The following is a 26,365-nucleotide window of genomic DNA, read 5'->3' on the forward strand; positions in this document are numbered from 1 at the left end:
GCCCGCTTCGACGCCCGCAACGGCACGACGGCCCACACCGACCGCCGCAGGGCGGGCCCTGCGGCGGTCGGTGTGGGCCGTCGTGCCGTTGCGGGCGTCGAAGCGGGCGGCGAGGTCGTCGGCGCGGCCGCGCACCTCGGCGCGCAGTCCGGCCACCGTCCAGGTGCGGCCCGCGTATCCGGCGGCCGGCAGTTCGCCGTGGCCGATGAACTCGACGCGCTGGAGGAGGACCTCCACGCCTGTGAGGAAGCCGAGCAGGTCCAGCGGCGAGTCGACCTCCTCGAACAGGCTCCGGTTCTCGGCGAGCAGCTCCAGGCCGCGTGCCTCGTTGCCGGTCAGCGCGCAGAACTCCAGGTGCCGGCCGACCTCCTGGGCCATCGAGGGGTTGCGGCGGCAGCCGCGGTAGCCGGCGAGGTGCAGTTCGCGGGCCCGGTCGGTGCGGCCGGTGTGCAGCAGGGGCAGCAGTGCGTACGACACGGAGCGGGTCGGCTCCTCCTGGCAGGACTCCTTCCCGGCCAGGACGGGCTCCCAGGTGCGCAGCGCCCGCTCGTCGTCGCCCGCCGTCAGGTGGTACAGGGCGCGCTCGCAGATCTCGCAGGCCTCGCAGTCGCTGAGCCGGGTGCGGGTGCGGGCCGCCCACAGCTCGTAGGCGGGGGTGGTGTCCTCGCCGACGTGGGCGGCGAGCTGGTACGCCTGCCCGTAGTAGGGCTGGAGGCCCAGGTCGGCCTTCTCGTACCGGTCGCGCATCTCCGTGAGCCACTGGCGCAGACTGGCCAGCGGTATCTCGGGCAGCTGCCGCAGGGCGTGGGCCACCCACTTGAACCGCCAGAACAGCATGTGGCGCAGGCGCTCGTCGAAGACGTCGGGCTGCTCGTCGAAGAGGGTGAGCAGGCGCGCGAAGACGACGGGCGACTTGCGGGGTTCGGAGCCGTAGGTGTACGCCTCCTGGAGTTCGAGGAGCGCGTGGACCAGCGGGACGGGCTCCGCGAACTGCTCGGCGGCGTCGACCAGTTCCTCGGCGGTGACGGTGCGGGTACGGCCGTAAGGGCGCCGGTCGTTCTCCTGAAGCGCCTGGTACAGCTCGTCTGTGCTCTGGGGATGGGGTGCGGTCGGCATCGTCAGCTGTCCTTGCGGAGGGCGTGGGCGAGAAGGTCGAGGAAGGAGCGGTTGATCAGGCTCGACTCGGCGGGCCTGAGCGGGCGCCGGGACAGCATCGCGGCCTGCCCGTAGAGGGCTTCGGCGCTGGTGCGGGCCAGCTCGGGCTCGTCGATGGCGACGGCGGCACGGACCAGCGGGTTGAGCTGGTTGAGGATCAGCTGGGCCCGCGGAGCCTCCTGGCGCAGCGCGCCGAGGATGTCGCCCCACAGGCCGCCCTCCTGCTCGCGGGCGAGCTGGGAGCGGGTGCGCTCGTGCCGGGCCTCACGGCTGTCGACGAGGAGGGCGGGGGCGTTGGCGGGCTGGAAGGTGCGCAGCGCGACGTCGCAGTCGAACACGGCGAGGGCGTCGCGGGCCAGGGCGAGGTAGGCCGCGGCGGCCAGTTCCGTCTCCCGGTCGACGGGGTCGAGGTGGGCGGTGAGGGTCGCCGGGTCGAGGTCGGCGACACTCGCCTCGGGCCGGATCTCGGGCAGCCGGTGGACCAGTTCACGGTCGTAGGTGTAGCCGCCGTTGACGACGCCCAGCCCGGCCGCCGAGGCGATCGCCGCGACCTGCCGGAACTCCTCCACGCTCGACGTCACGAGCACGGTCCGGTGGGTGCGCGCGAACTCGTCGAGGGTGGTGTGCCCGTCGGTGGTCTCGAACGGCAGCCAGGGCAGCAGCATCCGCAGGATCTCTTCGTCGTGCACCGCGAGCGACTTCACGGCCAGGTGGTGGGCCTGGAGGAAGCGGGCCAGCAGGTCCGGGTCGCTGGCGGCGGCCCGGGCGATCCACGCGCGCAGCCGCTCGGCGAGGGCCTCACGGACGGCGGCGAGCGTATCGTCCTCGTACAGGGACTCACGCGACGCCGTCGGGCGCAGGCTCTCGGCGTCGACGACACAGCGGACGAAGAACGCCCACTCCGGCAGGATCTCCTCGGCCTGCTCGGACAGCAGCATGCCCTTGACGTGCACCCGGTGGCCGTGGCGGCGCCCGGCCGGCACCGCCTCGGGCAGCACGCACGCGATGCCCTTCAGGCCCACGGCCGGCAGGTCCAGCTCGATGGTGTCCAGCGGGGTGAACCCGAAGACCTCCTCGCCGTACGCGGCCAGCGCGCGGGAACGGGCTCCCGGTGTGGGGTACGTACGCGCCCAGGGCGCGGGCTCGGGATTGACGGACGCGCCAGGACCACCCGGAGCACCCGGGCCACCCGGAGACCCCGGGCAGCCTGTGCCGTCGTCGAAGGTCACCGGGTGGCGCAGCAGGGAGCCGAAGTGCCGGGCCAGCGCGTGCACCTGCGCCGGGCGGGTCCACTCGCCCGCGTCGGCGCGCGGCGTCAGCGTGACGGTGGTGCCGGGCGCCGGGCGGGCGGAGGCGGGCAGGGTGCGGACGGTGTAGCTGCCGTCACCGCGCCCCCGCCACTCCACCGCGGGGGCGTCGGGGGTGCGGGCGGAGCGGCTCAGGACGTGGATCTCGTCCGCCACCAGGAAGCAGGAGAGCAGGCCGATGCCGAACTGGCCGATGAAGTCGCCGCGTTGCTCGGCGATCCGCTCCGCGCGCTTGCTGCTGCGGCCGATGGTGGCGAGGAAGGTGTGCACATCGGCCTCGGTGAGACCGACGCCGTCGTCCTCGACGCGCACCACCGAACCGTCGGCGTACAGGCGGATGCCGAGGGCGCCGGCGGGTGCGGCCGATTCGAGGCCGTGCCGGGCGGTCAGCGCGTCCACCGCGTTCTGCATCAGTTCGCGCAGGTAGACGCGGGGGCTGGAGTAGAGGTGGTGGGAGAGGAGATCGACGAGGCCGCGCAGATCCACCTGGAAGGTGCGGTCGGCGCCGGCCGGGTTCGCGGCGGTGTCGGGCAGAGTCATCGGGCAGTCCGGAGTGGGAGGAGTGACGGGTGGCGGGGCTGGATCGTGGTCCGAGGTCCGCTCAGGCGCGGCGGTGGTGGCGGGCGAACTGCTTCTCGGGCTCCGCGAAGTAGGTCCAGGGCCAGCTGGTGTAGGCGCCGTCGAGCGTCTGGAAGACGCGCCGGACCGTGTGGCGCTCGCCGGCCAGCGACAGGGCCATGGCGAACATGTTGAAGTCGTGCTGCCAGCCCGGGCGGTACACGTAGGCGGGGTGGAGGATGCTGTGGTCGGCCGCTTCCCGCAACTGCGCCTGGATCTCGGAGGTTTCGAGGTAGTCCCCGCGCTCCGCCTCGACCCACTCCTCGATGTACGCCATGGCGATCACGCAGCCGAGGCGGTGCCCCTGCGGGGCGCGGGCGAGCGCCTCCTGGGCGAACGCCAGGGCCTGGCCCGGCTTGCCGCCCCACCGCGGCTGCAACTGCGACAGCCACTCCAGGTGCGTCTCCAGGTCCAGCGGGTCGCGGCGCAGGGCGGCGTCGCGCCGGGTCTCGTTGACGGCGGGGCCCAGCGACATGCCCCGGCCGGAGGTGAGCAGGCGACGCCACGGAGTGACCCAGTCCGGCCGTAGTTCGGCGGCTTCGAGCAGCTGCTCCTCGGCGATGTGGAGCCGCTCGTGGAAGACGCGCCACTGCTCCTGCGTGACGTTCACGGCACGCGCGGCGGTGCGCGCCTCCCAGCCCCAGCTGATGTGGCGCGTCCCGGATATCAGCAGGGCCGTCGCCCGGTGCTCCTTGTCCTCCTCGACCGCCCGGCCGATCCAGTCCTGCACACCGTCCAGGTCGGCCAGCTCACCGAGGACTTGATGGTCGCGGCCGAGATCGAAGGGGACCAGCGCCGCCTTCACCGCCTCCCAGTCACCCGCGTCGGCCGCCTCCACCAGCGCGAGCACCCGAGCGTCCCCGAGCGCACGCAGCGTGTACATCCCGTGCTTCTGCCTGCGCGGGACGGGCAGGGCATGCGGATCCGCCACCGGTCTCTCCGCACCCCTGCCGAACAGCTTGCCCAACATGCCGCGCCCTCCCCTGATCCCACGTGATCGTCCGGTGCAGCATATGCGGCACCTATGACACCGCTTCCACAGGGTTTTCACGCGCGCTTCACCGGCGAGTGCGGCAGCTGGCCTTACGGGCGTCTACGGCCGCTGGGTGGCGAGAAGGTGCTCAGAGCGGCACAGTCCGAGTGCCTCGTCATCGGCGCCGACTTGGAGGAGAGGGGCGCCGGGGGAGGGCGTGCCAGGCGTGATGAGGCCGGCAGCCGGCAGCCGGCCGGCGTACGCCGTGCTCRGCCCACGCCGGCCGGCCGGGCGTGTCAGCCGGCGAGATCGGCCCTGCCGAACAGGACGGCGTAGCCGGAGGGGAGCTGGCTGAGGATCTGGTTCAGCTCGCCGCCGCTGACCGCGTCGGCCACGGCGGTCAGGACGGCGCTGGCGTCCCACTCGGCGGTGCGCGGCCGGGCGCCGATACGCTCGGCGACCCTGCGGTAGAACTCGTCGATCCCGAAGCTCTCGGCCTGCTGCGGCTTGGCAGCGGTCAGCGCCTGCCCGAGGGGTCCGGGCAGCTGGGCGGCGAGGTCGTCCACCTCGCCGGGGCTGATCCTGTGGGCCAGCACGCTCAAGACGGCTTCGGTGACCTTCGCGGCTTCTTCCTGGCTGCCGTATTCGCCGAGCTCGCGTACGCGGGCGAGGTACTCGTGGTACTGCATCGTTCGTCACCTCCGCTTGCTGGAGCGTCGAGGGCATCGGTGCGATGCCCTCTTTCCCGGTACCCAGGTAGGTCGGCCCATGCGACGGTCACCGCCGATGCGCATGATGCGCCCCGAGCCCGGTCAGCTTCGCGCGATGGGGAAGGGCGGCGGCGCACCGCCGTCGGTGGAAGGCCGTACGCCGGGGTCGGCCCCGTGCGCGTTCCTCGCGGGCGGAGCCGGCCCCGTGACCTCCACGTGGGCCGGGCGCAGCAGGTGGTCGCCGAGGCGGTAGCCGGGCCGGAGGACGGCCGAGCAGACCAGGTGGTCCCGGTCGGGGGAGGCGTGGTGTGCCAGGGCGTCGTGGCAGACGGGATCGAACGGATCTCCCACCTCACCGAACGACGTGACGCCCAGCGAGCCGAGCTGCTCACTCAGGCTGTCGGCGATGTCCTCCAGGCCGGGCGTGAGCGGCTCGTGCGCGCACGCCCGGTCCACTGCGTCCAGCACAGGCAGCAGCGCCCGGAGTACGTTGGCCACCGCGATCTCACGTACGGCCAGGCGATCCCGCCGGACCCGCTTGCGGTAGTTGTCGTACTCGGCCTTCACCCGCTGAAGGTCGGCGGTCCGCTCCTCCACCAGGCGCCGCAGCTCCGCCAACTCGGTCGCCTGCGGCCCGCTCCCGGTCATCGTCAGCCGGCCTCCCGCTTGTCGTCGTCGACGATCTCGGCGTCCACCACTTCATCCTCGGACGAGCCGCCGGCGGTACCGCCGCCCGCGGCGGCACCAGTGTCACCCGCGGGCTGCTCAACCCGCGACTTTTCGTACAGCGCCGTGCCGATCCGCTGCGCGGCCTGCGCCGTACGGTCGATCGCCTGCCGGATCGCCGCCGTGTCCTCTCCCTTCAGCTTCTCCTTCAGCTCAGCCAGCGCCGTCTCGGTCTCGCTCCTCGCATCCGCCGGGATCTTCTCCGCGTTGTCCTTGATGAGCTTCTCGGTCGAGTAGACGAGCTGCTCGCCCTGGTTGCGTGTCTCCGCCGCCTCGCGCCGCCGACGGTCCTCCTCGGCGTGCTGCTCGGCCTCGCGGACCATGCGGTCGATGTCGTCCTTGGGCAGGGCCGAACCGCCCGTGACGGTCATCTTCTGCTCGCGGCCGGTGGCCAGGTCCTTGGCGGAGACGTGCATGATGCCGTCGGCGTCGATGTCGAAGGCCACCTCGATCTGCGGCACGCCGCGCGGTGCCGGAGCGATACCGGTCAGCTCGAACATGCCGAGCTTCTTGTTGTACGCGGCGATGTCCCGCTCGCCCTGGTAGACCTGCACGGTCACCGACGGCTGGTTGTCCTCGGCGGTGGTGAAGATCTCGGAACGCCGGGTCGGGATCGTGGTGTTGCGCTCGATGAGCTTGGTCATGATGCCGCCCTTGGTCTCGATGCCCAGGGACAGCGGGGTGACGTCGAGCAGCAGCACGTCCTTGACGTCGCCGCGGAGGACACCCGCCTGGAGCGCGGCGCCCACGGCCACGACCTCGTCCGGGTTGACGCCCTTGTGCGGCTCCTTGCCCGTCAGCCCCTTCACCAGCTCGGTCACGGCCGGCATGCGCGTCGAACCGCCCACCAGCACCACGTGGTCGATGTCGGACACCTTGATCCCGGCGTCCTTGATCGCGTTGTGGAACGGCGTCTTGCACCGTTCGAGCAGGTCTGCCGTCAGCTGCTCGAACTGCGCGCGGGTCAGCTTCTCGTCGAGGTGCAGCGGGCCCTCGGCGGAGGCGGTGATGTAGGGCAGGTTGATCGTGGTCTCCGACGAGCTGGACAGCTCGATCTTGGCCTTCTCCGCGGCCTCCCGCAGCCGCTGCACGGCCATCTTGTCCTTCGACAGGTCGACGCCGTAGTGGTTCTTGAACTGCTTCACGAGGTGGTCGACGACCCGCTGGTCCCAGTCGTCGCCGCCCAGGTGGGTGTCGCCGTTGGTGGCCTTCACCTCGATGACGCCCTCGCCCATCTCCAGCAGCGACACGTCGAAGGTGCCGCCGCCCAGGTCGAAGACCAGCACCGTCTGGTCGTTCCCCTTCTCCAGGCCGTACGCCAGGGCCGCCGCCGTCGGCTCGTTGATGATCCGCAGCACCTTCAGGCCCGCGATCTCACCGGCCTCCTTCGTGGCCTGCCGCTGGGAGTCGTCGAAGTACGCCGGGACGGTGATCACCGCGTCGGTGACGTCCTCGCCGAGGTACGCCTCCGCGTCCCGCTTCAGCTTCTGCAGCACCCGGGCGGAGATCTCCTGCGCGGTGTACCTCTTGCCGTCGATGTCACTGTGTTCCGGGAACCGCCAGGAATGATCGCCGATGTGCCGCTTGACCGAGCGCGCGGTGCGGTCCACGTTCGTCACGGCCTGTCGCTTGGCGACCTCGCCCACCAGGACCTCGCCGTTCTTGGCGAAGGCCACGACCGACGGGGTCGTGCGCGCGCCTTCCGTGTTGGTGATGACGGTGGGCTCGCCACCTTCGAGGACCGAGACCACCGAGTTCGTCGTACCGAGGTCGATACCGACCGACCGTGCCATTTGGTTCTCCCTCCTCGCCTCGCTGATTCACGTGCCGTGCGGGGGCGCGGGACCTCATCGGAACGTGCGCTCCCACCGGACGGGACCGGCGCGCAGCGGAGGCTCGGGGCGTGCGGTGCCGAGCAACACGACGTAGCGCCGCGCAGGACGTACGGACGGGCCCGAGTCACGCCCGCGGTCGTACGCCGGCTGACGGGACTGGTCGTAGGCCGCGCGCAGGACCGGGTCGCGCAGGGTCTCGTAGGCCTCCCGCACCTCGCCGAACCGCGCGGCGGTGGTCGAGTCGACTCGGGTGTCGGGGCGCAGTTCGCGCACCCGGGCGCGGAAGGCGGAGGTGATCAGCTCGGCCGTCGCCGAGGGCTCCACCCCCAGCACCGCGTACAGGTCCACTGCCTGGTCCCGCGTCGGCATGCCGACACCTCCTCGCCTCCGCGAGCTGCGCTTTCACGCCTGCTTGCTCATAGTCCTGAAATAAAACTTGAGTCGGGTCTTGTCAAGCGGGCGTAGAGGTTGCCGCACACCGACTCGGACACATGGTGTGATCTGCGGCATTGCCAATGAAAGCGCCAAGCATCCACCCTGAGTCGCACAACGGACCTCAAGGAAAGCAGCACCTCATGGGCGATCATGTGCACGTGCGACTCAGCCAGGGGCTGAGCGTGTCCGAAGCAGGAGAACTGATCGAGCACTCCCGATGCCGCTGCGGGGCCACCTGGACCAAGGTGTTCGACGCCGACGGCGGCCGGCCGGAACAGCCGTCCCGGTAGCCGCGCACGCGCCTGCCGGACGCGGCCAGGCCCCGGGCCGCAGCCCGGGGCCTGGGTGGTCCGGCTGATCCGTCAGCTGTTGAGTTCCTGGCGGTCGCCGCCGCCGCTGATGGCGATCTTGCGGGGCTTGGCCTGCTCGGCGACCGGGATCCGCAGCTTCAGCACGCCCGCGTCGTAGGAGGCCTCGATCCTCTCGGTGTCGAGGGTCTCGCCGAGGAACAGCTGTCGGCTGAACGTCCCCGCGGGCCGCTCGGTGATCACCGTGTCGGTGTCGTCGCCGTACGTCGGCTTGCGTTCGGCCTTCACCGTCAGGACGTTGCGCTCGACATCGAGGTCGATGGACTCCGGGGTCACGCCCGGCAGGTCCAGCTCCACGACGAACGTGTCACCCTCGCGCCAGGCATCCATCGGCATGCCGGCCGGGTGCGCGGCCGTGCCCCAGACCCGATCGACAAGCCGGTCAAGCTCGCGGAAGGGATCCGTACGCATCAGCATGTCCATCCCTCCTATCACGCGTCACCGCGTCCTTCGCTCTACATCTGATATACCACACAGCCGGAAAGTTGACTCCCTTGGGCTCAACTTCTCGGGGCTCTGGGCAACTGTATGCCGCAGCCACATGGCGTCGGCTTCCGGCTCGTCGGTGGACAGGGCCAGTCGGGCGTACGGGGCGTCACGGCCGGACGCTGACACCACGAGCACCGGGCCCCGTGCCCGCACGGCGATGAAGTCCCTGCCGCGGTGGTGCTCCACCTCACCCACGCACCAGCGCCCCGGGCGGAACCGGTAGCGGCGCCCAGGGCGCGGACGCACCGCGCGCCACCAGTGCGGCTCGACGCGGACCTCGCCCGTGAACCTCAGCGGCAGCCGCACGGTGCGGCGCCGCACAGCAAGCGCCCATCGCCCAGGGCAGACGCACCACCAGATCGCCACCGTCGAGGTGCAGCCGCGTCACGATGCTCACCTGCCTTCCGGACTAAGTTGAGTTGGTTGCTGTCAACTTCATCCAGTCGAAACTTGTCAAATATATGGCGATGGGCTATACGAAGAAACGGCCTCGTCCGTCGGGCCGCCCCCTGACGGTCGCCGTCCACGAATGAAGGGAGAAGGGGAATGCTCGCGCGTACCGGCGCTCTGGGTGATCTCGATCGGCTGACGCATCAGCTCGCGCATGCCGCCGCGGCCGACGCCGTCATCCCGGCGGATGCCTGGCGCGATGATGAGGCTCTCTACGTGCAGTTCGATCTGCCGGGTATGGACCGCTCCAGCATCGAACTGACCGTGGAGCGGGACACGCTCACCTTGACCGCCGAGCGCCACTCCCCGATCCCGGCGGGCGCCAAGGCCGTACTCACCGAGCGCCCCACCGGCCGGTTCACCCGTCGCCTGACCCTGTCCGACGCCCTGGACTCCGAAGCCGCCGAGGCTGCCTACGACAACGGCGTCCTCACTCTGCGCCTCCCGCTGGCCGCACACGCGAAGCCCCGCAAGATCGCCATCTCCGGCGGCGGACCCAAGCAGCTCACGGCCTGAGGCATCCATCCGTACGCCACGTCGCAGGAGGTGGAATCGTGAGCGCCCTGTTGTGGCTGCTCGTCCCGCTCTTCGTCGGCATCGCCGCCGGCATCTGGGCCTGGAGCACCGGACGCCGCAACCCGGGCCCGCCCGACCTCGACACGTGGGAGGACCTCGACCGCTACCAGCGGCTACGAACCGTCCTGAGCGCCAAGGAGCACTGCAGGGTGTCTTGAAGACCTGCGGGCTGTCCTGGGCCTCATGACAGAACTTCTCGGAAATGGCCGGACCCGTCACCGTCTGCCTGGCCCATGACCGTCAGGCAGACGGCCTTCGACCGCACGCCGGGAGATGACCGTGTTCGCCGCCTTCGGCCTGATCGACTTCTCCACCATGGGCGGTGAGCGAAGACCCGGCGTCCACCGGCTCGGCGACGGTACTCCCGGCGCCCCAGCCGGCGCTGGGTGATCCAGTACGAGTACCACCGCGATGGCGTGCGGGACGCTGCCCCTGGGCACGCCGGACCTGCAGGTGCTCAATGGAACGGGACGCCCCGTCTTAGTCGACGGACGAGCAGCGGCCCGGGCCGCCCGCCAGGCCCCGTGAGGGACGTGCGGTGGCGTTCACAGCGCCGGACGTTTGATGCGCAACACGTGCTGGTCGTGGCGCAGGACATATCCGCCGTCGCCGTCACGCAAGTGTTGCTCGACGTATTGCTCGACCGAATCTCGGGTGGGGGAGGAGCTGCCGGGGATGCTGAGGTGGAAGTCGGCGACCGCGACCGTCTCGTCCAGGTTGTGGCTGCGGTAGCGGGCGGGCACGAGGTCCAGGTCGATGGTGCCGACCACCCCGGGAGGGAGCGTGGCCAGTTCGTCGGCCAGCTCTCTCAGGTCGAAGCGGAGTCCGGTGAAGTGGTGCACCATGCGCATACAGGCGGCGTCCGGGTTCTGCAGGAGGATGAGCAGGAGGCCGCCTGGTGCCAGCCAGTTGAGGATGCGCTGCGCTGTCGCTGCCCATTGGTCGCGCGGGATGTAGTAGAGCACGTGGGAGAACAGTGCCAGATCGGGTCGCGCGTCGATCCGTGCTTGAAGGACGGGTTCGGCCACCACTTCGGCCTGGGGGCATGCCAGTGCCAGGGTGCGTCGCATCGGCTCGCTCGGCTCGATGCAGATGGTGCGCTCGAAGTGCGGGGCGAGATGCCGTGTGGTGGTGCCGTCCGCGGCGCCGACGTCGAGGAACACCCGCCGGGCAGGCAGGCTCTGCACGATTCCTTGCAGGTAGGAGTGAGTGGTGATCTTCTCGTCCGTCCCCGCCAGGAACCGGCTGAAGGCCTCCCGGTAGGACTCCTCCTCTGTGCACAGCCTCCCCGCCGCCACCGTCTTGTGCGGTTCCACTCCCGCTCTCCCTCCGTCCGAAGCGGCCTGCCCTGCCGGACGCGCCGCTGATGGCCCGTCAACGACGCGACAGTGACATGGCCGGCACGCCCACCTGGTGAGCGGCACACCGGGGTGAGCGGCGGGACGGGGCGCACCGAGGCGAAACCGCACGGCACGGCGTGCGCCCCAGCCCGACCTCCGCGAGATGCAGCGGATCGGGGCCCCGGACCGGCGAACCCTCGGACGTACTGCGGTTCTATGGACCTCGCCGTTCAGCCCAGGTCGGACATGTCGAGTACGAAGCGGTAGCGGACATCGTTGCGCCGGAGACGGTCGAGGGCCTCGTTCACACGTGCCGATGGGAACAGCTCGATGTCGGCGGTGATGCCGTGTTCGGCGCAGAAGTCCAGCATGGCGGCGGTCGCGAGCCTGCCGCCGCTGCCTGCGGAACTGAGCTTCTTGCGGCCCACGAGCAGGTCCGTGGTCTCCACGGTGACGGGTCCGAGGTGCCCGAGGTGGCTGAGCGTCCCGTCCATGGCGACCAGGCGCAGGTAAGGGCCGAGGTCGTGCGGGACGGAGATGGTGTCGATGACGACGTCGAACCGGTCACGGGCGTCAGCCAGCTGTTCCGGGTCCGTGGAGACGATGACGCCGTGGGCGCCGAGACGGCGAGCGTCGTCGGCCTTGCCGGGCGAGCGGCTGATGACCGAGGTGTCGGCGCCGAGCGCCACGGCGATCTTGACCGCGAGGTGGCCCAGGCCGCCCAGTCCCGCCACGGCGACGCGGGTTCCCGGTCCCACGCCGAGGGCGTGCAGCGGTTCCCAGACCGTGATCCCGGCACAGAGCAGAGGAGCGGCGGCGGCCGGATCCAGGCCGGCGGGAAGGGAGTAGGCGAAACGGTCGCGGACGACGTACTCGCGGGAGTAGCCCCCCAGTGTGGTCGATCCGTCGTGCCGGTCTGTGCCGTCGTAGGTCAGGGTCGGGAAGGCGTGGCAGAAGTTCTCCTGGCCGGCCCGGCACATGGCGCACTCGCCGCACGAATCGACGATGTTGCCCACCGCGACCGGGTCGCCGACCGTGAAGCGGGTGACCGCGGGTCCGGTCTCGGTCACCACGCCCGTGAACTCGTGCCCGGGCACCAGGGGCCGGCCTCCTTCGCCGGCCCGGGCGCTGACGGCGTGCAGATCGGTGTGGCAGACGCCGCAATAGTCCACGCGGACCGCGAGGTCGTCGGGGCGCAGGTCGCGCCGTTCCAGCGGCGTCCGCCGTAGCGTCGTCGACGGACCTTCCGCCTGCCAGCCAATGGTTTTCCTCACGACGCCTCCTCATAGACAGACCGGTTGGTCTATTCGAGAGTAGGGCCACTGGCCTAGCGAGGCAAACCAACTGTTCTGTTTGGTACGGTGGGGGCATGGCTGATCAGCCCCTGACCTCGCGCGGAGCCGCGACATACCAACGCATCCTCGATGTGGCGACCCAGGAGTTCGCCGAGCATGGGATCGCCGGAGCGCGCGTGGAGCGGATCGTGGCCGGCGCACGCACCAACAAGGCGCAGCTCTACGCCTACTTCGGCAGCAAGGAGGGGCTCTTCGCCGCCATCTTCTTCGGCTCGCTGGAACGGATCGTGAACGTCGTCCCGATCGACGCCACGGACCTCGCGGACTGGGCCGTACGCCTCTACGACGAGTATCTCCGCCGTCCCGACCTCATCCGACTGGCCACCTGGGCACGCCTGGAGCGACGCCCGGCCGGCCATCTGGTCGACGACCCCGACCGCCTCGACGACATCAAGCTGCGCGCCATCGCCGAGGCCCAAGCCGCCGGCCTGGTACGCCAGGGAGACCCGTTCGACATCATGGCCATGGTCATCGCCATGTCCATGGCCTGGTCGCCGGTCAGCAATGTCTACGCGGCGACCGCACAGGAGCCCCCCGAACTGCACGAGCAGCGTCGCGCCCTGCTCCGCGAGAGCGTCCGCCGCGCCATGACAGCCGACTGAGGCCGGTTGGTCGCTGGATTCCGATGGCTCTGGTCACCATGCGTCGACGACCGGCGCGTCGGGCTCGTGCTGCTGCCAGGCGTCGTAGACAGTGCCGTTCGCAAGCGGCCGGCGACCGTCTCACCTGACCGGTGACAGCAAGTGTCATGCCTGGACGGTGGGGCGAACGTTGATCTCGCCGATCTCGACATCACCGGGCTGCTCGATGGCGAAGGCCGCCGCGCGGGCGACCGCCGCCGGAGGGATTCCCATCGCGTCCATGTGCTTGCGCGTCTGCTCGCGGATCTGCGGGTCTGCCATGGAGTCGACGAGATCGGTGCGGACGTATCCCGGCGAAATGGCTGTCGTGCGCACGACCCCGTCGGTGGACTCCGTGCGCAGTCCCTCGTGGACGGTGCGCACCGCGTTCTTAGTCGCGGCGTAGACGGCCATTGAGGGGGACACGGATGACAGGCCGGCCACGGAGATGATGCTCGAGCCTTGCTCGCGGAAGACGGGCAGCGCGGCGGCGACGCCGTTGAGCATGCCGCGAAGGTTGACATCGATCATGGCCGACCAGCCGTCGGTGTCGAGGTCGGCCAGCGGGCTGATCGAAGCGATGCCGGCGTTGTTCACCAGTACATCGATACGGCAGTACTGGTCGACGGTGGTGGAGACCAGGCGCCGCAGGTCCTCGGCCTCGGTGACGTCGACGACGCACGTGGCAGCACGGCCGCCCTCCTCCCGGATGTCCTGCGCTATGGCGTCGATGCGCTCGCCACGGCGCGCCGCGAAAGGGGCTCTCGGTGACCTGCTGGACGCCGGAAAAGCGGCCGGGTCCATCCGCACGGACATCGACGCCCGCAGTGTCCTCCTGCTCATCGCCTACCTCGGCCGACTGGAGCGGGACGAGTGGGAATCAACGGCACGGCCTCTGATGAACGTCATCCTCGACGGCCTTCGCCGACAGGACGCGGACCGGTGAGGCGTCCTGCCGTGCACCAGCAGTGAGCGCCAGGTCCACCAGGTCCGACATCACGGCAGGGGGCAGGGATGGGTTGGCTGCTGCCGCTTCCCCTACCTGCCCGTCCGGGTCGGCGAGCAGTTCGACGAGGACCGGTGGCGGGACTGCTGGGTGGCCGGCGGCTACGGGGCTGGCCTGTTCGTCCGTCAGGCAGACGAGCAGTGCCGAGGCCGTGGCGCTGCGATGCCGGGCAACCTCGCGGAACACCTTCTGCACGGCTGGTTCGTGCTGGACCAGGTCCTCCAGCAGTGCCGGGGACGCGTCCGGGTTGGTCGCTACCTTGGCCACGACACGGACGCCGTGTCGGTCGACCATGGCCCGCAACTGCGCTTCGGTGAGGCCAGGGTGCGGAGCGAGGGCCTTGACCACCTTCGCGTCGGGATCGTCGGCCAGCCGGTTTCGTATCTCGGGGGGCAGATCGCGTCGTTGGGCCACGAGCATGCGGGCAGCCGGCTCCGGTGACGCGGCCAACTCCTCGACCTCGGTGGGAGACGAGGTGGCGATACGGGGCAGCAGAGTGGAGCCGATCTTGGCGGTTCGGGCCAGGTGGGTGAGCACGTCGAGCGGTACGCGAGGGTGGTGTGCGAGGCTGCGGCGCACATCGGGGTCGCGGTCGCCGGCCAGCACCCGGATCAGGGCATCGTCGATCGCGGGATTCTCGGCAAGGTCGGCGCGGATGCCCGCAGTGGGGTCCGAGGCGAGCTGTGCGCACGCCGGGCGGGGCAGGTCCTGGCGGGTGGCGAGCGCCCAGCGCAGCAGCATCGACGGATGGTTCACGAAACCGACGACGGCTTCGACGGGTGTGGCCGGGTTACGCAGTGCAGCTTGCCGCACGTCGTGGACGGTGGACTCGTGGGTGCCGTCACAGGAGGCGCCCGGTGGCAGATCGCAGTCGAGCCGTGGGCAGTGCGGATCGTGAACGAAGGGGGTCTCCCGGCGGTCACAGACCAGACAGCGTCGTGCCGCGGGCAGCCCTTCCCCGGTCACCAACGCTGCCAGTACCGCCGGGGGTGTCGCCTCGTTGCCCGCCACCGCGCGGCGCACCTCGGCGTGCGGATGCGCCGCGAGCCTCGCGGCCACCTCTGACGTGGTCCACAACGCGAGTTCGGCGACGACACGTACGTCCGGGTCCACGGCGAGCGTGTCCACCACGTCGGACGGAAGGCCGGGGCAGGCTGCCAGCTTCTCCCGGCGTTCAAGGACCGGGTCCGCCGCGAGGAGACGTGCCCATTCCGGTCGGCCGGCGCCTCGGTCGAGCAGGGCGAGGGCGGCATCCGGCCGGACAGAGGGATCGACGTCGGCAGCGGTCAGCCGACCCTCGTACGCGAGGTGCACCGCGCTCTCCTCGACGCGCTCGGCCAACGCGACCGCCTGTGCGCGGCTGAGGTCCGCGCGATAGGCGAGGTGTGTGGCGATCTCGTCGTCCGCCATGGATATCAGGCGGTCGACCAGCTCGGACGACAGGGCTGGGTTGGCGGCGAGCCCGCACAGGATGTGATGCACAGAGGCATCCTGCCTGGAGCGTGGAAGACGAGTACGGCATTAATGCCGACGACGGTCGATGACCGGGTGGCGGAAGGCCTTGCGGCCGGTGTGGTGCAGGCGCACGTTGTGCTTGGCCCAGGCAGTGCGGAACTCCTCGCTGTGGGTGACGAGTTCAGCGATCAGCCCGGTCAGCCCGGTCAGCCCGGTCAGACCGGTGTCGCCGGGAGCCCGTCCGGCCTCCGTGCGCAGCAGGGACACCGTGGCGGGCAGGGACTCCTCCCAGTCGGGGAAGAAGTCCCTGCCCGCCGGGTTCAGGAACTGGACGCTGTCGAGACGGCAGTTGCGGATGAAGGCTGGGAGTCCTGGCCACCATCGGCCACTGACAGCCCATAACCCCCCGGGGCTCAGGCGTCGAACGTGTAGTGCGCCGTGTGGTCCAGCAGATCCGCCGGGGTCGTGTCGTGCCAGGGCCTCATCGTCTCGCGCAGGTCGATCACATTCGGCGTGCCCGCGGCAGGCAGATAGCCGGAGCCCGGGTGTCGCCGCTGCCACTCGGCCCACAGCTTGTCGATGTAGGCGTGGTGGAGCCAGAACACCGGATCGTTGGGGGACATCCCGGTGGCCATCTGCCCGCCGACCCACACGTGGACACGGTTGTGCAGGTTGACGCCCCGCCACCCTTCGAGGTGATTGCGGAAACCGTCCGAGGCGCTGTTCCAGGGCGCCATGTCGTACGTGGGTATCGACAGCACCGACTCGACCTCGGCCGGCGTCGGCAACTGGCGTCCCCCGGCACCTAGAGACCGTCGCAGGAACGTACGGCCGTCGACCCGCACATTGATCGGCCAGTTCCCCGACGACGCGGAGAACGGCCCGTCCGTCACCCGGCCGTCCCGCTCGCGCCCGGTGCCTCCGAGGAAGTCGGGCGCCCACAGTGAGGCGCGCGGCGAACGGTCGACGCTCCAGTCCCAGTACGGCAGCGCCACCGACGCGTCCACCGACTGCAACGCCCGCTCGAACTCCAGGAGGAATCTTCGGTGCCAGGGCAGGAAGGACGGTGAGCGGTGCCCCGTCCGCTCGCCGTCGTCGGTGTCGGAGACGATGAACGCGTTGTGCGTCGTGACGAAGTCGTCGTAGCGGCCGCTGCGCTTCAACTCCAGGAGCGCGGTGACGAAACGCCGCTTCTCGTCGGCGGTCAGGGCGGACTGGTTCTTGCGGACGGTCATGTGCGGGTGCTCCAGATGCCTTGCGTGAAAGGTCAGTTGGCCGGGAAGGGCAGCAGTGGCGCGCCCTGGAGCTCGTCCACGGCGGCGCGGGCGGCGGCGCGCGGGGTGGGCACCGGGTCGTAGTGGCTGACGACGCTGATCCACGTGCCGTCGGCGTTGCGCATCACGTGCAGTTCCACGCCGTCGACGAACACCGCGTATCCCGCGCCGTGGTGGTGGTGACCGGCTCCGGCGGCCGGGCGGCCCTGTATCCGGCGGCCCTTGTAGACCTCGTCGAAGGTCCCGTGGGAGTCGTGGTGCCCGGTGGCCGTGGCGGGGGCGCTTGCCGACCATGTCCCCGCGGCGGTGGCGGCAACGGCCGCGGCGCTGAGCGCACGGCGACGGCTGAGTTCCGGCATGCGGATCTCCTGAGTTCGTTCGGCTGATGACCGCACATGCCTATCGGCCCGTCCGGTACCGGGAGAAATTCACGCGAGCCGGTTGGCTGCGAATCGGGCAAGTCCCCTTATGTCGTGCAAGGTTGAACGAAGATGATCTTGCTGTAAGAGGCATTCGGACGGGCGGGGAGGGGGAAGTTCCGCTCGCGGCGGGCGCTGTGGCGGATGTTTCTCCCCCTGCGGCCACCCGCCCGTGGTGCGCGTCACTTCGAGAATCTGACGCGATTCGGCGGTCCGGCCGATGACGCTTTCGAGTGCGCGCCCGAGACCTGGACCGGACTCGGACTGGACCGGGCGAGCGAGGACGACGGGCGGTCGCTGCTGGAGAAGCTCTTCGCCGGCGTCCTGGAAGGGCACCCTGCTCGGCCGCCCCGGCGGCACGCCCTGGCGGACCTTCCGCACCTGACGAACCGCACCTGGTACCGCGACAACCTCGTCCTGCTCGGCGACGTCGCCCACACCACGCACTACTCCGTCGGCGCCGGCACCACCCTCGCCCTGGAGGACGCGATCACCCTGGCCGCCACCCTTCGCGAGCACTCCGCACTCCCACAGGCCCTCGCCCGCTACGTACGACAACGCAACTCCCACAGGCCCTCGCCCGCTACGAACGGGAACGCAAAGCCCCACAGGCCCTCGCCCGCTACGAACAAACGCAGCGCCAGGCCGAGGGGCGCCTCACCCCTCGGCGCCCTGCCCGAACAGCCGGTCCAGGAAGGCGTTGCCGTAGATGCGGTGCGGGTCGAGCCGGTCCAGCACCGCGTCCGCCTCGGCCCACTCGGCCGAACCGACCGCGGCCGGCACCACCGAGCCCAGCACCTCCTCGTCGCTCCACACCCCGTCGTCCGTGTACGCCCACCCCTTGGACCACTCGACCCGGGTCAGGGCGGACCCGCCGTCGTACGCGCGCAGCAGGAACCGCTCGATCTCGCGCAGGAACGCCTCCGCGTCCGGCGTACCCGGCAGCGTCAGGACATCCAGCCACACGGCCGTGTCCCACTCGGGGTGGTCCGCGCGCGGCCGGAGCGCGGACAGCAGCGGCGAACGGGCCCCGGCCACCCCGGCATCGCCCGGGTCGTCCAGTCCGGTCACCCGGATCTCCACTGACCCGTTGACCGGGAAGCTGCCCCGGGCCGCGTACGCCGTCAGCCGCTCCCGGTAGAACACGGCGAACTCGGAGACGACCTTCTGCACCCGGTCCCTGGACGTGAGCACGGCATAGCCGTTCGCGTGGACCCGCAGGGTGGTCGGCTTCAGATACAGCAGCGTGTTCTTGGACGGTCCCCAGATGTCACCGGACAGTGTGGCCACCAGCCCGAGCGCGGCAGCGTCGTACTGCGCGGCGCCGAGCACCGGCGCCAGATACCAGGCCGCCTCCGACGTCATACGGCCCACCAGCTTTGCCACCGGGGTCGGGACGTTGTCGGAGAACGGGTAGTTGTACGGCCGTGTCACGTGCCGGGAGGTCAGCGGCCGGGTGGGGGAGACGCTCCACACCTTCAGCCAGGGGTGCTCGGTGAAAGGCGAACCAGATGGCCTCGACCCGCCCGGCCTCCTCCAGGAAGCTCGCGAACGTGCGCCCGTTCCCGGAGCCGGGCGCGGCGAACAGCTCGCCGGCCGGGATGTCCGTACGGCTCACGCACCGCAGACGGGTGTTCGAGCCCACCCGCAGCACCACCTCGGTCACCAGGGACCGTCCGAGATGGGTCAGCAGCGCGGCGCTGTCCCCTTCGTCACGGTGGAACGTGCGCAGCGCGTACGCGCCGGACCGGGAGTCCCACACCACGGCCGTCAGGGACAGGATCAGGTTGCTCAGCGAGCCGTAGGTGTGCCCCGGCAGGCGTCGCTCGCCCCGCGCGGGAACGGCGGTGCCGTGCGCGTCGATCGCCAGGGCACCGCCCAGCGTGAGGACACCGGGAGCGGGAGCCGCCGTGACACCGAGGCCGTGGTCCTCCAGGAAGGTGAGCAGGGCCTCCATGGTCACGCCGGTGCCGGCGCGTACGGCGGCCGGCGAGTCCAGGGCGAGGCCGGTCAGGTGAGGTGCGGTGTCGACGAGGAGGACGGGTGCGCCGGACGGCGTCCCCTCCGTCACCGTCAGGGGCGACCAGCCGTGCGCGGCGCCCCGGGCGCGCACCCGCCAACCGTGCCGCCAGGCCCAGTTGACGACGTCGACCACCTGGCCGGGGCTTCCCGGCGCGCAGGCCCACAGCCCGTCGGCGGTGATCTCGCCGACCCAGTTCCGGTACGCCGACCGGTACAGCGCGACGTCCGCCGGGAAGTCCGGCAACTCCGCCGCGGCGGCGGCCGGATCCGCCGGCAGCCCCGGCACGGCGGCCAGCGCGGCCGCGGTGAGGAGGAAACCCCGGCGCGACCAACGCGCCTCGTCCGACGGGAACTTGCTCGCTGAACCACTGGTCACCCAAGCCACGCTAGGGGTCCGTTGACACCTGACGCGTCCCTGTCGACTCTATTCACTCGTGTGAGTGAATCTGGCAGGGGCGGCGGCCCGGAACCGGATGGTCCACGCGCGGCCGTGACGGATGACAGACTGACGCCCATGGACGAGCGCACATTCGACAGGTCGGGTCAGCACGCTTCCGTCGTCGGTCTCGGCACGTGGCAGCTGGGTGCCGACTGGGGAGACGTCGACGACAAGGAAGCCCTCGCGGTACTGGAGGCGGCGGCCGAGGCCGGGGTGACCTTCTTCGACACCGCCGACGTGTACGGCGACGGCCGCAGCGAGCAGACCATCGCCGCGTTCCTCGGCGGCAGGCCGGACCTGCACGTCCTGGTCGCCACCAAGATGGGCCGCCGGGTCGACCAGATCCCCGAGAACTACGTGCTCGACAACTTCCGCGCCTGGAACGACCGCTCCCGGCGCAACCTCGGCGTCGACCGCATCGACCTGGTGCAGCTGCACTGCCCGCCGACGCCCGTCTACTCCACGGACGAGGTGTTCGACGCCCTGGACACCCTGGTCGAGGAGGAGCGGATCGCCGCGTACGGCGTCAGCGTCGAGACCTGTGCGGAGGCGCTGACCGCGATCGCCCGGCCGAACGTGGCGAGCGTGCAGATCATCCTCAACCCGTTCCGCATGAAGCCCCTGCGCGAGGTACTCCCGGCCGCCCGGGAAGCGGGCGTCGGCATCATCGCCCGTGTCCCGCTGGCCTCCGGCCTGCTGTCGGGCAAGTACACGCGGGACACGGTCTTCCCCGAGAACGACCACCGCACCTACAACCGGCACGGCGAGTCCTTCGACGTGGGTGAGACCTTCTCCGGCGTCGACTACGTCACCGGTGTCGAGGCGGCCGCCGAGTTCGCCGCGCTCGCCCCCGAGGGATACACCCCCGCCCAGCTGGCCCTGCGCTGGATCATCGACCAGCCCGGCGTGACCACCGTGATCCCCGGCGCCCGCTCACCCGAGCAGGCCCGCGCCAACGCGGCGGCCGCCCGTCTGCCGGAGCTGTCCGGCGAGACGCTGACGGCGATCCGCGACCTCTACGACCGGCGGATCAAGGACCAGGTGGAATCCCGCTGGTAGCACGGCCCTCTCGTCCCGTCTCGGCCTTTCCCGGCCCGTCACGGCACCAGGAACAGCTGCCTCTCCTGCTCCTGGTCGCCGGAGGCGGCGCCGTCGTCGCGGGCCGTGAAGGCCCGGGTGAGCGTGTCGCTCGCGCGCCGCACCGCCTCGGGGGCGCCCTGCACGGTGACGGTCACCGGGGCGGACAGGCGCTCGGCCTCCGCCCCGGCATCACTCGCGGGACTCGCGTCCGTGCCGCCGTCGAAGGTCGCCATGTGCACCGTCGCGTTCTCGTCGGCGGGAAGCTCGTCCGGCGCCCCGAACGTACCTTCCAGGGCCCGGACGACCGCTCGTGCGTCGTCGGCGCCTCCGCCGCTGAGCGTGACGGTGAGCTGCGTACCGGACATGCGTCCACGACCTCCTCGGGCTGTGCTTCAGTCGCCGTCCGTGTAACCGCCCGCTGATCGGTCAAACCGCCTGTGGGCCGGGACGACGGCCGCTTACGGGGAACCCGCGTGAGAGAAGCACTCATGTCTCACCCGGGGAGGAACAGTGGCGGACACGGCAGAGGGCGCGCCGAGGCGCCGGGGGCGCAACGAGACGGAGGAGGAGAGAGCGGACCGGATGTGGCAGGAGCTCATCCAGGAGGTCCGCGTGGCCCAGATGGGCGTGCAGATCCTGTTCGGTTTTCTGCTCACCGTGGTGTTCACCGAGAAGTACGACGACCTGACCGACACGGACCAGACGATCTACCTGGTGACGGTCGTCCTCGGCGCGTGCGCGACCGGGGCGCTCATCGGGCCGGTGTCCCTGCACCGCCTCGTCTCCGGGCGGCGCGTCAAGCCCCAGGCGGTGCAGTTGGCCTCCCGGCTCACACTGCTCGGCCTCATACTGCTGCTCGCCACGACGACCGCCTCGCTGCTGCTGATACTCCGCGTGGCGACGCACGACGGCTTCGTGCCCTACCTCGTCGCCGGCGTGGTCGGCTGGTACCTGCTGTGCTGGTTCGTCCTGCCTCTGTGGACCCGGCACCGCCACACGGCGAAGTGACGGCCTGCGGTGGTGTCCGCCGTCGGCCACCACGGCGTGGGCGCCGGCGGACAGCACCGCAGGTTCGTTTCGTCAGCGGGGAACGCTCCCGGGTCAGCCTCCGGCGATGACGTCCGCCAAGAAGTCGTCGACGCGTACCTCCTCGCGGCCCGGCGGGACCATCTCGTGGGTCTCCCGCAGGAACGCCGCGAACGCCGGGGCCCACGCGAACACCACCGCGTGGTGGCGGCCGCCGTCGGGGCGGGCGTCACCGAGGAACTCCATGCGCAGCTCCTGCCACATGCTGCCCAGCGACTCGGGCCGCATCCGCACGTCCCCCACCCCGACCGGACGCCGCAGCCCCTCGCCGAGCATCTCGCGATCCAGCTGCCAGCGGGCGAGGACACGGCCGTCGTGGCTGAAGACCACGGTGACGGCGAACGGGTCCGCGGTGTCGTAGCTCAGGTGGGCGAGCACGGAGAAACGGTCCGTGTCACCCGCCTGGAGCTGCACCACCAGGGTCTTGTGCACGAAGGAGTTCACGAGAGGGCCTCCGGGAGGAACCAACCGACGTAGAGCCCTCTAGTACCCCCCACACGCGCAAGATGCTCAGCCCTCCGGGTGATTCCCGCGGGCACCGCGCAGGGACTCGATGCACACGGCCACGGCCCGCTGGAGCTCCTCCAGACGCTGGACCATGTCGTCCTCGTAGAACTCCCCGGCGTCGTCGAAGGTGAGTTCCTCGAACACCTTGGTCGCCTTCTGGAGGCTGCTGTAGAACTTCGTGCGCCGCTCCCGCACCCGCAGCGCCGGGTCGGTCTCGACGGTCTCGACGACGAGGGACTTCATGGTGTCGTACGCCTCGGCGGCCCACTCGCCGGCGTCCTCGTCCTCGTCCAGCTCGTCGATGAGCGACAGGTGCCGCTCGGCCTCCTGACGGAGGTCCGCCGGCGCGTCCACGGTCTGCCCGGCGGGCGTCTTGATCTGCCCCGACTCGGCGATCTGGCGCACGTATCCGATCCGGTCGGCCGCCCTGCTCTCGCCGGCGACGGCCTTCTTCAGCTCGTCCGTGCGTACCACGTCACGGGCCAGCTCGGACTGGAGTTCGGGGTCCTCCCTGACCCGGTCCAGCAGGGCCTGGCGGGCCGCGCGGGCGGTGGCGGGGTCGGCGAGGATCGCGGCGCGCAGGGCGGTGGGGTTCTCCGCGACCTCCAGCGCCTTCGTGGGCCGGATGCCCTCCGCCTCTGCGGCCTCCGCGATGGCGGTGCCGCGCTCGGAGGTGGCGCCGGAGCGGGAGACGTAGTAACTCAGCCACACGTCGGCGTCCGGCAGTTCCACCTCCTGTCCCGGCGTCAGGGCCTCGAAGTGCGGGACCAGCCCGTCGTCGGCCGCCCGGTCCCACGCCTTGTAGTAGCGCATGACCCGCTCGGGGGAGCACCCGGCGAGCTCCGCGAACTCCTTCGCCGACACCTTCGGCGTCTCGTCCGAGCCCTGCCCGCCGGGCCGCACGCTGCGCGCCACCTTCAGCCCGAAGGCCCACCCTCCGGTCCGGGCGTACGCCCCGAACTCCCGCGCGTCCCGCGCGATCGGTTCACAGACGGGCGCCGGGGAGGTTTCGGGCGGGTTGATCGCTAGGGTCACGGACGACTCTCCTGAATAGGCTGGCCGGTTGAGTATGTGCAGGTCGGCAGCCTATACGTGCCCATGGCGGGCCGGTCGGCGTGAACCGTTTCTCCCCGGGGCGACGTCTCGGGCCCCAGGGCGAGGGCGGACCTCAGCCGAACGCGTCGCGCAGGGCGGGCAACAGGGTCTTCTCCGACCAGTCCAGATACGCCGGCTGCGAGTCGCCACCGATCTGGACCAGGGCGATCTCGGTGAAACCGGCCTCGGCGTACGGGCGGACGGCCTCGACGAACGCGTCCGGATCGTCGCCGCAGGGGATGGACGCGGCGACGTCGTCGGGCGTGACGAACTGGGTCGCCGCCTCGAAGGAATCCGGGTGCGGCAGCTCCGAGTTGACCTTCCAGCCGCTGCCGAACCAGCGGAACTGGGAGTGGGCCCGCTTGATGGCCGTGTCCCGGTCGGGGTCGTAGCAGACCGGCAGCTGGCCCACGCGGGGCTTGCCCTCGCCGCCGTGCCGGTCGAACGCCTCCAGCAGGCCCGCCTTGGGCTCCGTGGCGATCACCAGATCGCCCAGCCGGCCCGCGAGCTCGCACGACTGCTCCCCGGAGACGGCGATGCCGATGGGAGGCGCCTCGTCCGGCAGGTCCCACAGCCGGGCCGACTCCACGTCGAAGTGCGTGCCGTGATGGTTGACGTGGCCGCCCTTGAAGAGGGCGCGGATGATCTCCACGGCCTCCTCGAACATCTCGTGCCGTACGTCGACGGCCGGCCAGCCGCCGCCCACCACGTGCTCGTTGAGGTTCTCGCCGGAGCCGAGGCCCAGCCGGAACCGGCCCTCGGACAGCAACTGGACCGTCGCCGCCTTCTGCGCCACCACCGCCGGGTGGTAGCGGAACGTCGGGCAGGTCACGTACGTCATCAGCGGGATACGGGACGTGGCCTGGGCGGCCGCACCCAGCACCGCCCACGCGTAGGGCGAGTGCCCCTGCGAGCGCAGCCAGGGGAAGTAGTGGTCGGAGGTCACCGAGAAGTCGAAGCCCGCCTCCTCGGCCCGCACCACATGGTCGACGAGTTCTCGGGGGCCGGCCTGCTCGGTCATCATCGTGTATCCGATTTGCACCATAACCGCCGGGTCCCCTGACAACGGGCGTGAAAACTGCTCGATCAAGGTCCCCGGCGGGGGCAGGATGCCCCCATGAGTGCCTCCTCTCTGCCCGTGGACAGCCCCGCCGCCCAGGGCGTCGACGCGTCCGGCGTCCACGCCTTCCTCGACGCCCTCGAAGCGGCCCCCGAGATCGAGCCGCACAGCCTGATGATCATGCGGCACGGCCGGCTGGTCGCCTCCGGCTGGTGGGCGCCGTACACCCCCGACCGCCCCCACCTGCTGTACTCGCTCAGCAAGAGCTTCACCGGGACAGCCGCCGCCCTGGCCGAGGCCGAGGGGCTGCTCGACTTCGACGCGCCGGTGATCTCGTACTTCCCGGAGTTGGAGGCCGAGATCACCGACCCGCGCAGCCGGGCCATGCTCGTACGGCACGTGGCGTCCATGTCGAGCGGCCACGAGCGGGAGACCGTCGATGAGGTCTTCGCGCTGGACCGGGAGGAGCCCGTGCGCGGGTTCCTGCTGCTGCCGCCGGACCGCGACCCGGGCACCGTCTTCGCCTACAACCAGCCCACCACCTACACCCTCGCCGCGATCGTCCAGCGGGTGACCGGGCAGTCGCTCACCGCGTATCTGCGCCCGCGGCTGCTGGATCCGCTGGGCATCGGCGAGGTGTTCTGGCAGCGAGGCCGTACCGGCCGCGAGATCGGCTTCAGCGGTCTGCACGCCACCACCGACGCCGTCGCCCGGCTCGGCGAGCTGTACCTGCGCGACGGCGTCTGGGAGGGCGAGCGGCTGCTGCCCGAAGGGTGGGTGGCCCGGGCCACGCGCCCGCACATACCGACCGCCGGAGCCATGGGAGACGCCGAGTGGCAGGACTGGGACCGGGGCTACGGCTACCAGTTCTGGATCTCCCGGCACGGCTACCGGGGCGACGGCGCGTACGGCCAGTTCTGCCTGGTGCTGCCCGAGCACGACGCGGTGATCGCCACGACCGCGGCGACCGAACGGATGCAGGACTACCTGAACCTCGTCTGGCAGCACCTGCTGCCCGCCTTCGGCCCCGAGCCGCTGCCCGGCCGGGACGCCGCCGACCAGGCCCTGCGGGAGCGCCTCGCCGGACTCGCGCTGCCGCCCGCCCCGGGCAGGCCGGCACCGCCGGAACGGGCGGAGGAATGGGCGGCCGCCGAGTTCGGGTCCTCCAAGGGGGGCGGTCCGGCTCTGTCGGCCGGGCTCGTACCGGACGCGGACGGCTGGACGCTCACTCTCACCGAGGGTGAGGACCGGCTGGACCTGCGGATCGGAGCGGAGGGCTGGACGGTGGCGGAGAAGCCGCTCCCGACCGCGGTGAGCGGCGGGTGGACGGACTCCGGCACGCTGGCCGTGGAAGTGGCCTTCCTGGAGACCCCGCACCGCCTGGCGCTGACGTGCTCCCTCGCGGACCGTGCGCTCACCGCGAGCTGGCGCACGCAGCCCCTCGGCCCCGGCCGGCTCACCTCCCTGCGCGCCCCGCGCGGCTCAGTCTGAGCCCGGCCGGAACGTCTTCAGGAAGGTCCGCAGCGCCTCCTGGTTCGCCTTGTCCTCCCAGTCGTCGTCCGGGGTCGTCCAGCGCAGCGAGAAGCTCCGGCCCTCGCCCAGCAGGAAGCCCCGGCCGAAGGTGTGCACCCGGGTGCCGTCGACGTCCGCCGTCCACTCCATGTCGGCGGCCTCGCGTCCCTGGTACGTCGTGGCGCGGATCTCGCCGATCCGCCGGTAGTCGCCGGACCGCTCCAGGTTGGGTTCGACGTCGTCCCGCCACACGGCCACGGGATCCGGGCCCACGCGTTTGCTGTAGGTCACGGCCAGCGTGCGGTCGTCACCGGCGGCACCGAAGGTCACGCGGTACCGCAGATCGCCCTGTCGATCGGTGTCCAGCGGCTCCCAGCCCGCGGGAAGCGCGACGGAGAAGCCCTCCGGCGCGCGGTAGGTCCGGAAGCCGGGCGGCAGGCCCGTGCCCGGGGC

At 70.9% G+C, this 26,365-nt stretch carries 25 protein-coding genes and 5 pseudogenes; 9 read left to right on the forward strand and 21 right to left on the reverse strand.

The features are described from left to right. The 7 genes and pseudogenes from CA983_RS15625 to CA983_RS15655 all read right to left on the reverse strand — a co-directional run. Positions 1 to 1,116, reverse strand: a pseudogene (locus CA983_RS15625) (hypothetical protein); the annotation flags it as partial. Positions 1,117 to 1,118: 2 nt separating this feature from the next. Next, positions 1,119 to 3,002: an HSP90 family protein gene (locus tag CA983_RS15630; protein WP_086601510.1), complete on the reverse strand. Its 1,884-nt coding sequence runs from the start codon at positions 3,000 to 3,002 to the stop codon at positions 1,119 to 1,121. A 61-nt stretch (positions 3,003 to 3,063) separates the two neighbouring features. After that, entirely contained in the window at positions 3,064 to 4,050 is a 987-nt protein-coding gene (locus CA983_RS15635) for a hypothetical protein (protein WP_086601511.1), read from the reverse strand. A gap of 299 nt (positions 4,051 to 4,349) precedes the next feature. Then, entirely contained in the window at positions 4,350 to 4,742 is a 393-nt protein-coding gene (locus CA983_RS15640) for a DUF2267 domain-containing protein (protein WP_086601512.1), read from the reverse strand. Positions 4,743 to 4,865: 123 nt separating this feature from the next. Beyond that, positions 4,866 to 5,411 (reverse strand): nucleotide exchange factor GrpE, encoded by a 546-nt coding sequence (gene grpE, locus CA983_RS15645; RefSeq protein WP_086601513.1) that lies wholly within the window; start codon positions 5,409 to 5,411, stop codon positions 4,866 to 4,868. A 2-nt stretch (positions 5,412 to 5,413) separates the two neighbouring features. Then, a complete protein-coding gene (dnaK, locus tag CA983_RS15650) occupies positions 5,414 to 7,282 on the reverse strand; it encodes a molecular chaperone DnaK (protein WP_086601514.1) in 1,869 nt (622 codons plus the stop codon). Positions 7,283 to 7,336: 54 nt separating this feature from the next. After that, entirely contained in the window at positions 7,337 to 7,693 is a 357-nt protein-coding gene (locus tag CA983_RS15655) for a J domain-containing protein (RefSeq protein ID WP_086601515.1), read from the reverse strand. 206 nt (positions 7,694 to 7,899) lie between these two features. Here CA983_RS15655 and CA983_RS46685 point away from each other — a divergent pair, with 206 nt between their 5' ends. Further along, entirely contained in the window at positions 7,900 to 8,049 is a 150-nt protein-coding gene (locus CA983_RS46685) for a hypothetical protein (RefSeq protein WP_167407385.1), read from the forward strand. Positions 8,050 to 8,121: 72 nt separating this feature from the next. Here the strand turns inward: CA983_RS46685 and CA983_RS15660 are convergent, their stop codons facing one another. After that, positions 8,122 to 8,544, reverse strand: coding sequence for an Hsp20/alpha crystallin family protein (locus tag CA983_RS15660; RefSeq protein WP_086601530.1), 423 nt, complete (start codon positions 8,542 to 8,544; stop codon positions 8,122 to 8,124). A gap of 618 nt (positions 8,545 to 9,162) precedes the next feature. On the opposite strand from CA983_RS15660, the gene CA983_RS15670 reads away from it, so the two are divergent. Together CA983_RS15670 and CA983_RS15675 are read left to right on the forward strand one after the other, a co-directional pair. Further along, on the forward strand, positions 9,163 to 9,582 hold the full coding sequence (locus CA983_RS15670; RefSeq protein ID WP_086601516.1) for an Hsp20/alpha crystallin family protein: 420 nt from the start codon (positions 9,163 to 9,165) through the stop codon (positions 9,580 to 9,582). 38 nt (positions 9,583 to 9,620) lie between these two features. After that, a complete protein-coding gene (locus CA983_RS15675; RefSeq protein WP_086601517.1) occupies positions 9,621 to 9,800 on the forward strand; it encodes a hypothetical protein in 180 nt (59 codons plus the stop codon). Positions 9,801 to 10,187: 387 nt separating this feature from the next. Here the strand turns inward: CA983_RS15675 and CA983_RS15680 are convergent, their stop codons facing one another. Together CA983_RS15680 and CA983_RS15685 are read right to left on the reverse strand one after the other, a co-directional pair. Further along, positions 10,188 to 10,958, reverse strand: a complete 771-nt coding sequence (locus CA983_RS15680; RefSeq protein WP_158101866.1) for a class I SAM-dependent methyltransferase — start codon at positions 10,956 to 10,958, stop codon at positions 10,188 to 10,190. 254 nt (positions 10,959 to 11,212) lie between these two features. Beyond that, complete coding sequence (locus CA983_RS15685; protein WP_086601519.1) at positions 11,213 to 12,256, reverse strand: NAD(P)-dependent alcohol dehydrogenase; 1,044 nt, start codon at positions 12,254 to 12,256, stop codon at positions 11,213 to 11,215. A 95-nt stretch (positions 12,257 to 12,351) separates the two neighbouring features. On the opposite strand from CA983_RS15685, the gene CA983_RS15690 reads away from it, so the two are divergent. After that, positions 12,352 to 12,939 (forward strand): TetR/AcrR family transcriptional regulator, encoded by a 588-nt coding sequence (locus CA983_RS15690; RefSeq protein ID WP_086601520.1) that lies wholly within the window; start codon positions 12,352 to 12,354, stop codon positions 12,937 to 12,939. 144 nt (positions 12,940 to 13,083) lie between these two features. Here the strand turns inward: CA983_RS15690 and CA983_RS15695 are convergent, their stop codons facing one another. Further along, positions 13,084 to 13,773: an SDR family oxidoreductase gene (locus CA983_RS15695; RefSeq protein WP_341866669.1), complete on the reverse strand. Its 690-nt coding sequence runs from the start codon at positions 13,771 to 13,773 to the stop codon at positions 13,084 to 13,086. Between CA983_RS15695 and CA983_RS49185 the strand changes: the two genes are divergently transcribed. Beyond that, positions 13,688 to 13,903, forward strand: coding sequence for an SbtR family transcriptional regulator (locus CA983_RS49185; protein ID WP_341866670.1), 216 nt, complete (start codon positions 13,688 to 13,690; stop codon positions 13,901 to 13,903). The genes CA983_RS15695 and CA983_RS49185 overlap by 86 nt on opposite strands. Here the strand turns inward: CA983_RS49185 and CA983_RS15705 are convergent. From CA983_RS15705 to melC1, 4 genes and pseudogenes are all read right to left on the reverse strand, one after another. Beyond that, complete coding sequence (locus CA983_RS15705; RefSeq protein ID WP_244206907.1) at positions 13,838 to 15,445, reverse strand: hypothetical protein; 1,608 nt, start codon at positions 15,443 to 15,445, stop codon at positions 13,838 to 13,840. The two genes, CA983_RS49185 and CA983_RS15705, sit on opposite strands and share 66 nt — an antisense overlap. Before the next feature lie 57 nt (positions 15,446 to 15,502). Next, positions 15,503 to 15,751, reverse strand: a pseudogene (locus tag CA983_RS15710) (MmyB family transcriptional regulator); the annotation flags it as partial. Between the two features lie 80 nt (positions 15,752 to 15,831). Further along, positions 15,832 to 16,653 carry a tyrosinase MelC2 gene (gene melC2 / locus CA983_RS15715; protein WP_086601522.1) on the reverse strand — a complete coding sequence of 274 codons (822 nt, stop codon included), beginning with the start codon at positions 16,651 to 16,653 and terminating at the stop codon, positions 15,832 to 15,834. 32 nt (positions 16,654 to 16,685) lie between these two features. Continuing rightward, complete coding sequence (melC1, locus tag CA983_RS15720) at positions 16,686 to 17,051, reverse strand: apotyrosinase chaperone MelC1 (RefSeq protein WP_086601523.1); 366 nt, start codon at positions 17,049 to 17,051, stop codon at positions 16,686 to 16,688. A gap of 291 nt (positions 17,052 to 17,342) precedes the next feature. Here melC1 and CA983_RS47875 point away from each other — a divergent pair. Next, positions 17,343 to 17,678 (forward strand): annotated as a pseudogene (locus tag CA983_RS47875) (FAD-dependent monooxygenase); the annotation flags it as partial. A gap of 90 nt (positions 17,679 to 17,768) precedes the next feature. On the opposite strand, the pseudogene CA983_RS15730 reads toward CA983_RS47875, so the two are convergent. Further along, positions 17,769 to 19,419 (reverse strand): annotated as a pseudogene (locus CA983_RS15730) (cholesterol oxidase substrate-binding domain-containing protein). Positions 19,420 to 19,647: 228 nt separating this feature from the next. On the opposite strand from CA983_RS15730, the gene CA983_RS15735 reads away from it, so the two are divergent. Then, on the forward strand, positions 19,648 to 20,631 hold the full coding sequence (locus CA983_RS15735; protein WP_086601524.1) for an aldo/keto reductase: 984 nt from the start codon (positions 19,648 to 19,650) through the stop codon (positions 20,629 to 20,631). Between the two features lie 38 nt (positions 20,632 to 20,669). Here the strand turns inward: CA983_RS15735 and CA983_RS15740 are convergent, their stop codons facing one another. Beyond that, complete coding sequence (locus CA983_RS15740; RefSeq protein WP_086601525.1) at positions 20,670 to 21,017, reverse strand: hypothetical protein; 348 nt, start codon at positions 21,015 to 21,017, stop codon at positions 20,670 to 20,672. A gap of 145 nt (positions 21,018 to 21,162) precedes the next feature. Between CA983_RS15740 and CA983_RS15745 the strand changes: the two genes are divergently transcribed. Next, a complete protein-coding gene (locus CA983_RS15745; protein ID WP_086601526.1) occupies positions 21,163 to 21,660 on the forward strand; it encodes a DUF6328 family protein in 498 nt (165 codons plus the stop codon). A 93-nt stretch (positions 21,661 to 21,753) separates the two neighbouring features. Here CA983_RS15745 and CA983_RS15750 read toward each other — a convergent pair whose 3' ends face one another. The 3 genes from CA983_RS15750 to CA983_RS15760 form a co-directional block, all read right to left on the reverse strand. Then, positions 21,754 to 22,182, reverse strand: a complete 429-nt coding sequence (locus CA983_RS15750; RefSeq protein WP_086601527.1) for an SsgA family sporulation/cell division regulator — start codon at positions 22,180 to 22,182, stop codon at positions 21,754 to 21,756. 66 nt (positions 22,183 to 22,248) lie between these two features. Next, a complete protein-coding gene (locus CA983_RS15755) occupies positions 22,249 to 23,280 on the reverse strand; it encodes a hypothetical protein (protein WP_208636972.1) in 1,032 nt (343 codons plus the stop codon). Positions 23,281 to 23,413: 133 nt separating this feature from the next. Next, the gene (locus CA983_RS15760; RefSeq protein WP_086601528.1) at positions 23,414 to 24,385 is read right to left on the reverse strand and encodes an LLM class F420-dependent oxidoreductase; all 972 of its coding nucleotides are present in this window, start codon (positions 24,383 to 24,385) and stop codon (positions 23,414 to 23,416) included. A 72-nt stretch (positions 24,386 to 24,457) separates the two neighbouring features. Here CA983_RS15760 and CA983_RS15765 point away from each other — a divergent pair, with 72 nt between their 5' ends. Further along, positions 24,458 to 25,891, forward strand: a complete 1,434-nt coding sequence (locus tag CA983_RS15765) for a serine hydrolase domain-containing protein (protein WP_086601529.1) — start codon at positions 24,458 to 24,460, stop codon at positions 25,889 to 25,891. Here the strand turns inward: CA983_RS15765 and CA983_RS15770 are convergent. Next, a pseudogene (locus tag CA983_RS15770) lies at positions 25,883 to 26,365 on the reverse strand (serine/threonine protein kinase); the annotation flags it as partial. The gene CA983_RS15765 and the pseudogene CA983_RS15770 overlap by 9 nt on opposite strands.

Origin of the sequence: Streptomyces swartbergensis, from assembly GCF_002148965.1 — a bacterium.
In the GTDB taxonomy this organism is placed as follows: domain Bacteria; phylum Actinomycetota; class Actinomycetes; order Streptomycetales; family Streptomycetaceae; genus Streptomyces; species Streptomyces swartbergensis.